The sequence below is a fragment of the Asticcacaulis sp. P2_C5 genome, assembly GCF_056404555.1.
This window is the reverse complement of sequence record NZ_JBFUDU010000020.1, coordinates 31,570-44,952: the sequence shown is the minus strand read 5'-3', so window position 1 is coordinate 44,952 and position 13,383 is coordinate 31,570. Positions and strand designations below refer to the sequence as shown.

Here is a 13,383-nt window from a genome sequence, read left to right as displayed (position 1 = left end):
TCAACTGTCCTGCCTCGCAGGGGGAACTGTGCCGGCTGGATTGGGGCCGGCCTGACTGGCAATCGTCGGTACGCCCAGCGCCGAGGTCCGGCCGCGAAAACGCTGGCCCAGACCCTGGACGCGACTGAAACGGTCGCCAGAGGTCGAACGCGCCTGCGGATCGTATAGCCCGAGCCCTTCGGCGCGCGTGGTCGCCGCCGACGCCTGCCCCGACGCACCACCTTGAACGTCGCGCGTGACGGCCATGACCAGGGGTTCGGTTCGGGCATAGGCGTCATTGACGCTGCGCCCCGTTGTGTTGGTCAGCAGGGGAATGGTCTGGGACGGCGGCGTGTTAAAGGCCTGGCCGTTGCCGGTGGGCGCGTCGGGCGTGGTGCGCAAGGCCGCCTGCCAGTCGCGAACCAGCGAGGCCGCCACCCACATCAGGGTGAATAAAAAGGCGCAGTAGATCAGCGAACCCATGAAAAGGATGACCATCGGCTGGACCGCCTTGACGGCGCCGGCCGGGTCTTCGGCGATATGGTTGATCAGCGGCACGAACAGGATCAGCGCCGCCGTCCCGCCCAGCACGGTCAGCATCGGTGCCAGGGCAAAGATCAGCGTCGTGCGGATCCAGCCATTGAACAGTCCGCGCGTCTGCGGAAACAGCGCCAGGACGATGAAGATCGGCCCCAGAATCAGCAGCAGGTACAGCACCATCCGCGTCAGGATCAGGAGGCCCAGGGTCGAGCACAGCAGGAACAGCCCGCTCAGCCAGAACAAAGTCACCGGCATGGATTTCGACTGGATCAGGGTCTCGACGACCTGGGGCTGGGCCACAGTGGTGGTCGAAACCGTCGACTGGCCATCGAGATGCCGGGCGATCTCGGCGAACTTGACGAACAGGCCGTCCAGCCCCTGGGCGAAGTTCATCATCGCCTTGCCATGATTACCCAGCAATGCGCCGGTAACCTCGTCCGGCCCGTCCATGAACAGGCCATAGAAGATAGCGTGATAGGCTGGCCAAACACTGACGAAGGTCAGGACCAGCACCATGGTCATGATGCGCGGCGACATCATGGTCAGGGTCAGTTGCGTGCGCCCGGTTAAAAAACCAAAGGCAATCAGCGCCACATAGATGATCAGCATGCTGGTCAGGGCATAACCGAAAGCGCCCCCCGGACCGAACAGACGGTTATAGCCGATCTCGACCGCGGCATTGATGTGGCAGTCCATGGCCATGAGTGACCCGGAAACCGAGGTTTCACCGACAAGCGTGATAGGCTGACAAACACCGGCCTGCATCATGCCCTCCCCCGCTTGCGCGCGGCGGCTTCCGGATATTCGGTGCCGATCAAGGGCTGCCACCAGTCGCGCGGATCGTCGCCATGGATGGCGCGCAGATCGTCGAGCTGGCGGACCGTGCTTTCGCGTCCCGACAACACGGTCAGGATATCGGGCATGGACGACAGGTCCAGCCGCGCCACGACGCTGTGATTGCCGTGCTTGACCAGGAAGGCCCGGGCATGCGGCGGCAGGGCGCGGATCAGGTCCAGCTCATGCAGGGTCAGGCCGAAGCCATCGACATAGTCTTCGACCTGGGCACGCGGATTGGGCATGAATATCTGCGTCGCCGACTGCTCGATGATGGCCGAGGCGATGCGCGAGTCGAGCGCGTCGCGCGCCGACTGGGTACCGAAGCCTAGTATGGCGTTGCGCTTGCGCAGGGTCTTCATCCAGTTGCGGATGGCGGCGGCGAAGATTTCATCGTCGAGCGCCTTCCAGCCCTCGTCGATGATGATGATGGTCGGCTGGCCGTCCAGCCGTTCCTCGACGCGCTGGAACAGGTACATCATGCACGGCGTGCGCAGGACGGGCTCGTTGAGCAGCAGCGTCATGTCGAAGCCCAAGGTACGGGCGTCCATGTCGAGCCGGTCGACCTCGTTGTCGAACAGCCAGGCCGCCTCGCCGTCGCCGACCCACGGGTTCAACCGGGCCGCCAGGTCGCCGTGCGTCGGGCGCCGTGAGCCGCCCAGCAATTCGCGCAGATAGCGCAGGCGGCGATACTGCGGATCCTGGTCGAAATTGGCGTCGACCGCCTCGGTGATGATCGCCTCTTCCTCGGAATTGAGCGGAAGGTCCGGCCGCGTCACCAGTTGCGCGATCAAGGCCCGCAAAAACGCCCGATTGCCCGGATTGTCGGCCAGTTGCAGCGGATTAAAGCCCGTCGGCTCACCGGGACGCAGGGTAGCGTAATGGCCGCCGACGCCGCGGATGAAGATTTCGGCGCCACGGTCCTTGTCGAACAGCACGGTGCGCGGCTTATATTTCTGCGCCTGGGCGGCGAGGAAGTTGAGCACCACTGTCTTGCCCGAGCCCGACGGCCCGATGACGGTGAAATTGCCGAGATCGGCCTTATGGAAGTTGAAATAGTAGGGCGTGCCGGACGAGGTCTCGAAAACGCTGACCGCTTGCCCCCAGTGATTGCCTTCGGGCTGGCCGATCGGGAAACCGTGCAACGATGCGAACGACGCATAGGCGCCGGTCGAGATCAGGGCGCGACGGGCGATGTAGGATTCATTGCCCGGAAACTGCGCCCAGAAGGCCGGTTCCAGATTGACGTCCTCGCGCACCGCCACGGCGCCGAGATCGGCCAGGGCGGCCTGGCATTGGGCGGCGGCGGGGTCCAACGCCTCGATCGACTTGGCGCGGACCAGCAGGCTGAGATGGTGTTCGCCCAGGGCAAAGTTGCCGGTCGCCAGGTCGTCCTTGGCCGTCATCAGACCCTGGCGCAGCGACATGGCCTCTTCGTCGGCGGCGCGCATACGACGCAGGGCCAGGTTGATGCGTTCGAGGCCGATCTGGCGATCGACGAAACCGAAGCTTTCGGTCAGGGTCATTTCGAACGGCAGGCGTAAAATAGCGTCGCACATGCCAGGCGTGGCGTGCGGGGGGTAGTCCTTCAGCGACATGATGGCCGAAAAGTCCTTGCCGTCGCCAGCCGTGGACTGTTCCAGTACATCGAGGCCGAACGACACCCTGCGATAGGGCAGATAGTCGCCGAGATCACTCGACGGCTCCAGCACCGGCCGCATCTCGCCATTAAACAGGGCCGACAACAGCTCCAGCGGCTCCGAACAGCGACCATTGGCGGTTTCGTAACCGCCCAGCAAACGCGGTCCATAGGCCTGCAGCGCCGCCATCATGGCTTCGGACCCCGCCTGCAGTTCCTTGTGGTCGCGCGCCATGGCGGCAGCCTGGGCGTTGCCGCCAACACCCTGGCCCAGCATATCGGCCAGGCGCTCGGCAAAACCGACCTTGCCCTTGGGATTACGCCGAACAATGGTGATGAACAGGTCGTTGACGAACAGCTGGCGCGACTTCAGCTTGTCCTGCCATTGCTGCTGGATCAGGTTGCACACCGGGTCGTCATAGGTCGCCGGCATGGAGACCGTGACGCGGCGGCGGATGATGTGGTGATACAGCACAAAGCGCGACGAGCCCACCGCGCGCAAGGCCGCCGCCCGGACGATCTGGCGGTGATTGACCTCGTCGGTATCGGCGGTTTCGAATGCGAAGCCTTCGAGATAGATCGACTGCATCAGGCTGCCGTCGCGCAGCGCGATGGTGCGGTCGTCCAGCAGGCGGTCATAGGGCAGGCGTTCTCCGACGCGCTGCTCCTTCTTGAACCAGCCGGCAAATCCAGTGAGAGGCTTGGGCGCGTCGGCCATAGGTCTGTTTTACGCCTTACGGATGGTACGAATTGCAACGCCAGTGGCGGTGGTTACGAATACGGGGGCATTTCGACACCTTGATCAGCCACAGGTCGAAAACGCGCGGCTCGCGCAGGCAGGCGAGATAGCCGATGACGTGCAGGACCGCCGCCACAGCAAACGCCCAGAAGGACCGGGTAATCAGGAAGGCTTCGGTTGTCACGACGGCGTTGATGATGAAATAGGAATAGGTCACGCCGGCGAACATCTGCGGCTGGGTCAGCGCCTTGAACACCGTCGATTTGATCAATTCACTCATGGGTGGTCTAATGCGCCATCTGCTGGATGCCGGCGACGATGGTGGCCGCGCCGAACAGGATGAAGACGCCGATAATGACGGTCGCGCCGTAGCGCCAGTTCATCCGGCCGGTCAGCATCATGAAACCGACCATGGCGACGGCAATGACGGCAACCGACGTCGCGACACGGCCCATCAGCGTACCCTGGATCCAGTCGAGCGCACCAGAGATGGGCGACGAGCCGACCGGATCGCTTTGTGCGGAAGCTGACGTCGCGGTTACGGCCGCCAACAGGGAACCGAGGCCGAGCCAGGTTCTGGAAAAGATCGTCTTCATGAAGTCCTCGCCTTTTGCGCACGCGGGAATCACCCCGCTTATTAACTGCGGACTGTTGCTTAACGCCGCCGGTTTTTCAAGGTTTAGCCGCAGGCGACGGCAGGATGAAGGCGCAGTTTGTCCTGATCGTTACAAGACCCGACATATTCAGGGCGCACACCTGCCACCGGGTTCAGCCGGCCATGATCATCTTACGCAGAAGACGGGTGTTTGGATGGCCGCGATTTGCCTTTAGGCGGCGAAAACCCCAATCTTACGCAAAAACAACCGTGACGCCTTTTTTCTTGAAATAGGACTGCATCAGCTTGCGGCCCTGGCGGTTATTCTGGGCCAGGCGCATGGGCTCGACGACCGCCTCCTTCAGGCCTTCTTCGGCCAGGGCGGTCTTCAGCACCTTGATGTGCGCGTCCAGCTCGGCATTGTCGTTGGCAAGCGACTCGTAGATGCCTTCGAGGGCTTCGGCGACGGTGGTCAAGGTGCTGCTCCTTATTATTGTATCCGCGGCGTTTAGCAGGTTTCCGCCGCGCGGTTCAAGTCGGCAAAAAGGATGGGCTTCATTAGAGCCTGCTTCCCTTGCGGTTGCGTCAGCCAGAGCCTTAAAAAAACACCGATTCACGCAGATTTCACGCTTTAACTGTAATGATTCGGTCTTAACTAGGGATCGGGGCTCTCACCACACTCGCCGGGCCCGTCAGGAGCTACGTACGCATGGGTTTCTTCACTTCGATCAAACGGGACATGACCTTCGTCAAGCGTTTGGCCCGAATCCTGCGTTCGATCAGCAGCGTCAGCCCCGACTCGCCCAACCTGGTGTGCGACGACTTCGAGAAGGCGTGCGACAAGTACCAGAATAATCTCGCCATCCTGTTCGAGGGCAAGACCCTCACCTATCAGCAACTCGACACCCTGGCCAACCGTTATGCCCATTGGGGCCGGGCGCGCGGCCTGAAACCCGGCGACACCGTGGCGCTGTTCATGCCCAACCGGCTCGAATATATCGCAGCCTGGCTGGGCATGAACAAAATCGGCGCCATCACGGCCCTGATCAACAATTCGCTGACCGGACCGGGACTGGCGCATTGCATCAACATCTCCATGGCCTCCCTGACCCTCGTCGACCGTTCGACCCTGCCGGCTTTTCGCGATGTCGAAAAGCAGATCGAGCGCCATCAGGCCGTCTGGGTACTGGACCTCGACCGCTCGGAAGAGACCGAGAACTGCCGCAGTCTCGACCTGGCCCTGAAGGGTGTGTCGAGCGTCCGGCCTGAGGCGACGCCGCGCCAGGGCATGACGGCCAATTCGGTCGCCCTCTATATCTACACCTCAGGTACGACGGGCCTGCCTAAGGCGGCGAAGATTTCCAATGCCCGGGCCCAGATGTACATGAAGGCCTTTGCCGGCCTGACGCACATGAAGCCTGAAGACCGGCTGTATTGCGTGCTGCCGCTGTATCATGCGACGGCGGGGCTGTGCGCGGTCGGAGCGGCCATGATGAATGGCGCCACCCTGGTGCTGAAGCGGAAGTTTTCGGCCAGCCAGTTCTGGAGCGACGTGCGCAACAATGCGGTGACACACATCGTCTATATCGGCGAGCTGTGTCGCTATCTGGTCAATTCACCGCCCTCGCCCAACCCGGACGACGAGACGCGCCACAAGGTCAAGATGGCCTTCGGCAACGGCATGCGTCCGGAAGTTTGGGAGCATTTCCAGAAGCGCTTCAAGATTGCCAACATCGTCGAGTTCTATGGCTCGACCGAGGGCAATGTGTCGTTGTTCAATCTCGACGGCCAGCCAGGCGCTATCGGTCGCGTGCCGAAGATCATCCGCAACCGCTTCAATGTCCGCCTGGTCAAGTTCGATCTCGAATCCGAGATGCCCGAGCGCCGGCCTGACGGCCTGTGCTATGACTGCAAGCCGGGTGAGGTCGGCGAGGCGATCGGCCAGATTGCCCATGATGCGCGCCACGCCTATTCGGGCTATGCCGACAAGGTGGCGTCGCAAAAGAAGATCCTGACCGACGTCTTCAAGAAGGGCGATTCCTGGTTCCGCACGGGCGACCTGATGCGCCAGGACAAGAACGGCTATCTCTATTTCGTCGACCGTATCGGTGACACCTTCCGCTGGAAGGGCGAGAATGTCTCGACGTCGGAAGTGGCCGAGCATTGTGCGGCGGCGCCGGGCGTCGAAGAAGCGATCATCTATGGCGTGCCGGTGGCCAATCACGACGGCAAGGCGGGCATGGCGGCCCTGATCACGCGCGAAGGTTTCGACCTGAAGGCGTTCAAGGCGCATATCGACAGCCACCTGCCGGTCTATGCGCGGCCGCGGTTTATCCGGCTGTTGCAGGAGGTCGAGACGACCGGCACGTTCAAGTACAAGAAGATGGATCTGATCAAGGACGGCTTCGATCCGGCGGTTGTGACCGATCCGTTGTATGTGCTGGTGGCCAATGATGAGTATCTGCCGATGACGACGGCGATGCTGGCGGAGATCAAGGCGGGGCAATTGCGTTTGTAGTCGGGCGCTGTCATGTAACGGGGCGTGGGGTCCTCGGACCCTACATCTTCCCTTCCCCTTAAATGGAAATAGCCCCGCCGCAAGGCGAGGCTATTTCCATTTAAGGGGAAAAGAGCTGGGGCCTCAGGCGCCAGACCCCATTACATGTCGGAGCCAGCTACCACACCATATGGCTCTGCACATCCGCCACCAACACGCCCACCACCGTCACGGTATTCCCCCCGCCCAGGTCGATCAGAGTATCGCCACCGACCTGGCTAAGAGTGATCCCGCCGCCGCCAACCACGCCGTTGGCCAGGGCATGCACATTGATGGCATCGTTCTGCGCCGCTGAGAAATCCGTGACCCTGTCCTGTCCGGCCGTCGCTTCGAAGACGAACTGATCCGCGCCCAGCCCACCGGTCAGCGTATCGTTACCCAGCCGCCCTTTCAGGATATTGTTGCTGCCATTACCGATAATCGTATTGGCCAGATCGTTACCGACACCATTGATTACCCCAGTACCGGTCAGGGTCAGGTCCTCGATATACAGACCCAGATTAAAGCTGACCGAAGCCTGCACAACATCATGGCCGCCGGCGTCGACACCGCTCAGCACCTCGGACGCACCCGTGCCAATCGTATCGATCACATAGGTATCATTGCCCGCACGGCCATACAGCCTGTCGATTCCGCCGCCGCCATCCAGCATATTGTTACCGGCATTGCCGTAGATCGTATTGGCCAAACCGTTGCCGGTAGCGTTGATATTGCCCGAACCCGCCAGGGTCAGGTTTTCGACATTGGCGCTCAAGACGAAGGACACGGCCGACTGGACCGAGTCCGTGCCGGAATTCAGCGCTTCGATCACCACATCGCCGATATTCTCGACGACATAAATATCCGATCCGGCGCCACCCGCCATGGTATCGGCTCCCGAACCACCATTCAGTGTATTGTTGCCGCTGTTGCCGTTCAGCGCATTGGCAATGGCATTGCCGGTCGCATTGATGTGCGACGCGCCCATCAGGGTCAGGGTCTCGATCGACATGGCATTGGTCAGCACAAAGGCGATCGACGATTGAACCGTATCCGTCCCCTGCCCGTTACTTTCGGTTACCACATCTCCAACATTGTCGATGACAAAAGTATCGTTACCCAGACCGCCCGTCAGGGTGTCCGCACCCGCACCGCCGTCCAACAGGTTATTGCCGGTGTTTCCGGTCAGGCTGTTGGCCAAGCTGTTGCCCGTGCCATTAATATCGCTCGCCCCTGTCAGCAACAGAGCTTCGATATATTGCGCCCCCAGCGCGAAGGAGATCGAGGCCTTGACCGTATCTGTGCCCTGTCCGGACACCTCGCGGACCGTGTCGGCGATGTCGTCGATAATAAAGGTGTCGTCGCCCAAACCGCCGGTCAGGCTATCGCCACCCAACCCGCCGTCCAGGATATTGTTACCGTCATTGCCGGTGATGATATTGACCAGGCCATTGCCGGTGCCGTTGATATTCGCCGTGCCGGTCAGCAACAGGCGTTCGATATTATCACCCAACGTGAAACGGACGGACGACTGGACGATATCCGTGCCCGCCGAAATCGCCTCGGTAACCACGTCGCCGATATTATCGACTATGTAGGTGTCGTTGCCTAATGCGCCCGCCAGGGTATCCGCCCCAGCCAGGCCATCCAGTAGATTGGTGCCGGAATTGCCGGTCAGGCTATTCGCCAGTCCGTTTCCCGTGCCATTATTATTGCCCGTGCCGGTCAGCAAAAGATTTTCGATATACTGGTTGCCGGCCAGCACATAGCTCACCGAACTCCACACCGCGTCCGTACCGCCGCCAGTGGCCTCGATGACCGCGTCGTCAGCTCTGTCGACCATATAGGTGTCGTCACCGCCCAGCCCGGTCAGCGAGTGCCGGCTGGTGCTGCCGGTCAGCACATTGTTGAGCGCATTGCCGACGCCGCTGGTATTGGAAGGCCCCGACAGGATCAGGTTCTCGATATTGTCAGCCAGCGTCCAGTTCACCGACGACAGGACCGTGTCCGTACCGGCAGCGGCATTCTCCGTCGTTACATCACCCACATTTTCGACAACATAAAAATCATTACCCAGCCCACCTGCCATCGTATCGACGCCCGTTCCGCCATCCAGCACATTGTGTCCGTTATTGCCGGTCAAGCTGTTGGCCAACCCGTTGCCGGTTCCGGTCAGGTTGCCGGTGCCCGTCATAATCAGGTTTTCGACCTCAGCGGCCAGGGTATAGGTAATACCGGTAAAGACCGTATCATTACCTTCGCCGCTCAGTTCTGCGACCGCGTCACCGGCATTGTCGACGTAGTAGCTGTCGTCGCCCGCACCGCCAGCCAGGTTGTCCGCCCCGATACCGCCGTCGACAACGTCATTGCCGCTACCGCCTTGCACAGTGTCATTGCCGGTGCCACCATTCAGACTGTCATTGCCATCTGCCCCCTGCAGCGTATCGGCCAGGCTTCCGCCCTTGAACGTGTCATTGCCCAGCCCGCCCTTCATCACCATGGCAGTATTGGTTTCGGAAGATGCATCCAGATAGTCGCCGAAAGCGGTGGCGCGGAACTCTTCGATCTGTTGGGTATTGGTGAAGATCCAGCCAGAAGCAAAGGCGGATGCCGTTGCATCGAGGATATCGTAGCCGGCGCCGCCATCCAGGAAGATATTCTGGCCATTCAGCAGGACGAGTTGGAAGGTGTCATTGCCGTTGCCGCCTACTCCGGAATCGCCGCCCGATACCTTGATCAGGTCGTCACCTTCCCCGCCATTCAAGGTATCCGGCGAGAAGCCCGTCCCGCCGCTCAGCGTGTCGTTGCCGTCCAGGCCATTGATCGTCTGGGCATGCTCCCCCGACCCCGTGATCGCATGGGCGCCCGCGATGTCGTTGACGACCTCATCGCTGAAGAAGATGCGCTCCCAGATATTACCCTGGCTCTGCCAGGTAATGACGATGGCATCATTGTCAAGCACAGTAACGGCGGGGTTGGTCTGGTCGCCGGCCGCGGTCTGGCTGACGCGCGTCTCGAGGCCAACCTTGGTGCCCGTGCTGTCATATTGCTGCATATAGATGCCGAAACTGGCCGGGTTGGAGCCGTCCTGACCATGGCTTATCCATACCACGACATAACCGCCGTCATGCAGCGCGGCCATGACCGGAAAACCCTGCGCATTGGCCGTTGTCGTATTGACGCGAACCTCGCCACCCTGGGCGACACCGGCGGAATTGTAGCGCTGCGTATAGATGCCATAGCTGCTGCCGTCCTGCAGGTTGCTGGCCCAGGCAATGATAAAGTCGCCATTGGCCAGGACAGTGCCCTTGGGGGTAAATTGATGGTTGGCCGTCGTTGTATTGACCAGGGTCTCGCCGCCCTGGGCGACGCCGGTTGACGAATAGCGCTGCATGTAAACGCCGTAACCCGTACCGAAATCCTGGGCTACGCTTTCCCACATAATCACCAGGCTGCCGTCGCTCAGCACCAGGGTCGAACCATTGTCCTGGAAGTTCGTCGTTGTGGTATTGACGCGAAACTCTGGCCCGACGGTGACGCCACCGGCATCGTAGCGCTGGGCGTAAACGCCGTATTCCGAACCGTCCTGTTGCGAATCCCAGACGACTATGAAACCGCCGTCGCTGAGCGCCGTGACCAGGGACGCGTCCTGATTGGCCGCCGTGGTCGCATTGACACGCGTCTCGACGCCCAGAAGCGTGCCGTTGGCGGCGAAGCGCTGCATGTAGATGCCGTTGCCATCGCCATCCTGTCCGTTCTGGCTGGTCCAGGTGACGACATAGGTGCCGTTGTTCAGAACAGCCACCGTTGGAAGTATGTCGAACCCGGCAAAGGTGTTGACCTTGGTCTCGATCCCGACCTTTTCGCCGTGGCTGTTGTAGCGTTGCATGTTGATGACGGCGCTGGTCGGACTGGACTGGCTGGTCCAGACGACAACATAGCCGCCATCGTCCAGGGCCGCGATATTGCCAGCCCTATAGGAACCGTATTGATTACCGGCATTTGTCGTGTTGACGAACATCTCGCCGGTCGCTGTGAACGTAGCCATTATCATTTCCTCCGCTTCATAAGATCAAGCGTAAAGTCACCGGATTTCAGGTCAGGCCGTGTCAATAAATATCGAAAACACACAACTTAGTCCGCTGGGTGCACGATCTGTGCCCCGAAGCCCTGATAAAATTGGCGCCGCGATGCCAATCATGGTCTGGGAAATGGCACGGCGCAACGGGACGGGCAAATGACGTCACAAGGGTTTGAACACGGCGCATTTTGGACGGCCAACCGTAACATGGGAAGCCCTGGCGATAACCGCGCTCCCCCTACGGCGCCTTCGTTATCGGCTTCCACGCCTTGGCCAGTTTTTTGGCCTTGGCGATATCGGGGTCCGGCATCGACATCCCGATCTTGTCCAGCGCTTCGGTCGCCCTGTCCCGGCTCTCCTGGTCGGTAGCGCTCTCCAGCCCTAGTAAAAACCATTTGTAGGCCGCGACATAATCTCCGGGCACGCCTTTGCCAAGAGCGTAGGCGGCACCAAGGCTCAGTTGCGCTTCGCTCATTCCCTGATCGGCAGCCTTGCGATACCAGGCCGCGGCGGCTGATTCATCCTTGGCAACCCCTTTTCCGTTGCTGTACAGCATACCCATTGCATACTGGGCCTGCACCAGCCCTTGTTCGGCGGCCTTCCTGTCCCAACTGACGGTCAGGACGAAATCCTCGGGAACCCCCTCACCCACAAAATACATACCGGCAATATTGAATTGCGCCTCCGCGTCGCCCTGCTCAGCGGCTGCCCTGTACAGTTCGGCAGCCGCGGCTGAATCCTGGGCGATCCCCAGGCCGTGCCTGTACATATAGCCCAGATTGGTCCGGGCCTCGACCACACCCTGGTCGGCGGCCTTCCGGTACCATTGAACAGCCATTGCATAGTCCTGCGGCACGCCGTCGCCGTCCGCATACATTGACCCCAGATTATACTGAGCCGGACCGTAGCCCTGGTCCGCCGCCTGGCGCGCTAGACCGGCTGCCATGGCCGTGTCCCCGGGCAGGCCAAGGCCATGCTCGTACAACATGCTCAGCCGGAATTGTGCTTCCGCCCGCCCCTGGTCGGCAGCCTTCCGATACCACGCGGCGGCCGCGGCATCATCCTGAACGACGCCCTGCCCCAGCTCGTATTGACGGCCCAGATTGAATTGGGCGCCATCGGCCCCTTTCTCGGCCAAGGGTGTCAGAAGGCGCGCCGACTCCTTGAAATCACCGGCATTGTAGGCTGTCTCAGCCGCCGTATATTGCTGCTCGTCGCTGGCAGCATCGGAAACCGGCGCTACCACCGCCGGTGTGCCGTCCTGCGTCCACGCCGGCACAGCTGGCAAAAGTCCGACCACCAGCAACCCCAAAACCATGATAGATACGTTACGCATATCGTCTCCCCCAAAAGCCGACGGGCAGCCGCCCTAAATCATCCTGTCCGATGGCCGGCATCAACCGGCCGACATCTGGCGGGTGATCTCCTCCGCCGTCAGGTCGAAAACCGGTCCCTGGCCCGTATCGGCCAGAATCTTTCGCGCCATAACTTCGTTCAACGGTGCCAGCACTGAAAAATGGTTGCAGTTCGGTACTTCCGCGAAGGTGATATTGGTATTGGCGTTGGCCGCCTTCATGACGCGGAGCGGTTCGATGTTCGACGCTCCCTCATCGCCATAGCCTTCGACAATGAACAACCGCCCCTCAACATCGGGCAGCCACTCGACCGGCGACCGCAACCTGTGCTCAGCCTCCGGCAGGGTCGTGAAATCGTAGGGAATAAACCATTTCCCATAGAGTGTGCCGTCATCGACCGGCCCTGAGGCCAGAACGGCGCGGAACCGCGATCCGCGCGTCTCCGCTGTCAGCACTGCCAGGGTCCCGCCGGTGCTGTGCCCGCCCAGATAGATCCGCGCCGGATCGACCCAGGGCAGTTTCGCCAGGTAATCCGCCGCTGCCAGGACGTCGTCGACTTCGCCGTACAGGCCCTCGACCTTGCCGGGATTATGATTGCCACCGCGCAGGGACGGGAACATCATGATAATGCCGGCTTTACGATAGGCCGCCGCCGACTGATCGTTCTCGCGGCTCCGGGGTGTCCACATATCGTCAATGGAATTGCTCTCGCCGCCGGTTATCCACACGATCGCTGGATGCTTGCGTCCATCCCCCGGGTCGGGGGTCAGATAGGCGCCAAGATCTCCGACCGCCGACGGATATGACACGAGGTCGAAGATCTTTTTTGGTGGTGTGTCGATCGGCTTTCCGTAGGACGACGGAAAATGCACGACCGTCTTGTACTTCGCCTTTTCCCCGGCCAGGGTAGCCCTGGCCCCGGACTGAGCTTTCGACTGAGGCTCGGCCTCGGTCTTTGCGCTGCATCCGGCGCCAGCGAGCAGCAGCCCGATCGAGAAATGCCTGCGATCCATCAGTATTACCCCCTGCCCTTGCCGGCGCGCTCTCCGGTCCAGAGTTCACAACATGCCCTTATCCACAGCCGT

General features: G+C 61.0%; 9 protein-coding genes. 1 reads left to right on the top strand and 8 read right to left on the bottom strand.

From position 1 onward, the window contains the following. The 5 genes from AC1DXO_RS24770 to AC1DXO_RS24750 all read right to left on the bottom strand — a co-directional run bounded on the left by AC1DXO_RS24770 (position 1) and on the right by AC1DXO_RS24750 (position 4,802). A complete protein-coding gene (locus AC1DXO_RS24770; protein ID WP_476980890.1) occupies positions 1–1,287 on the bottom strand; it encodes a TrbL/VirB6 family protein in 1,287 nt (428 codons plus the stop codon). Then, complete coding sequence (locus AC1DXO_RS24765) at positions 1,284–3,710, bottom strand: VirB4 family type IV secretion/conjugal transfer ATPase (protein ID WP_476980889.1); 2,427 nt, start codon at positions 3,708–3,710, stop codon at positions 1,284–1,286. Before AC1DXO_RS24765 ends, AC1DXO_RS24770 begins: the two co-directional genes overlap by 4 nt. A 16-nt stretch (positions 3,711–3,726) precedes the next feature. Beyond that, entirely contained in the window at positions 3,727–4,011 is a 285-nt protein-coding gene (locus tag AC1DXO_RS24760; RefSeq protein ID WP_476980888.1) for a VirB3 family type IV secretion system protein, read from the bottom strand. Between the two features lie 7 nt (positions 4,012–4,018). Next, positions 4,019–4,327 (bottom strand): TrbC/VirB2 family type IV secretion system protein, encoded by a 309-nt coding sequence (locus tag AC1DXO_RS24755; protein ID WP_476980887.1) that lies wholly within the window; start codon positions 4,325–4,327, stop codon positions 4,019–4,021. 253 nt (positions 4,328–4,580) lie between these two features. Continuing rightward, the gene (locus AC1DXO_RS24750; RefSeq protein WP_476980886.1) at positions 4,581–4,802 is read right to left on the bottom strand and encodes a hypothetical protein; all 222 of its coding nucleotides are present in this window, start codon (positions 4,800–4,802) and stop codon (positions 4,581–4,583) included. 233 nt (positions 4,803–5,035) lie between these two features. Here AC1DXO_RS24750 and AC1DXO_RS24745 point away from each other — a divergent pair, with 233 nt between their 5' ends. Further along, the gene (locus tag AC1DXO_RS24745; RefSeq protein WP_476980885.1) at positions 5,036–6,844 is read left to right on the top strand and encodes a long-chain-acyl-CoA synthetase; all 1,809 of its coding nucleotides are present in this window, start codon (positions 5,036–5,038) and stop codon (positions 6,842–6,844) included. Between the two features lie 157 nt (positions 6,845–7,001). Here the strand turns inward: AC1DXO_RS24745 and AC1DXO_RS24740 are convergent, their stop codons facing one another. The 3 genes from AC1DXO_RS24740 to AC1DXO_RS24730 form a co-directional block, all read right to left on the bottom strand. Beyond that, entirely contained in the window at positions 7,002–10,910 is a 3,909-nt protein-coding gene (locus AC1DXO_RS24740; RefSeq protein WP_476980884.1) for a beta strand repeat-containing protein, read from the bottom strand. A gap of 271 nt (positions 10,911–11,181) precedes the next feature. After that, a complete protein-coding gene (locus AC1DXO_RS24735; RefSeq protein WP_476980883.1) occupies positions 11,182–12,279 on the bottom strand; it encodes a tetratricopeptide repeat protein in 1,098 nt (365 codons plus the stop codon). A gap of 60 nt (positions 12,280–12,339) precedes the next feature. Beyond that, complete coding sequence (locus tag AC1DXO_RS24730) at positions 12,340–13,311, bottom strand: alpha/beta hydrolase family protein (protein WP_476980882.1); 972 nt, start codon at positions 13,309–13,311, stop codon at positions 12,340–12,342. Between the last annotated feature and the right edge of the window lie 72 nt (positions 13,312–13,383).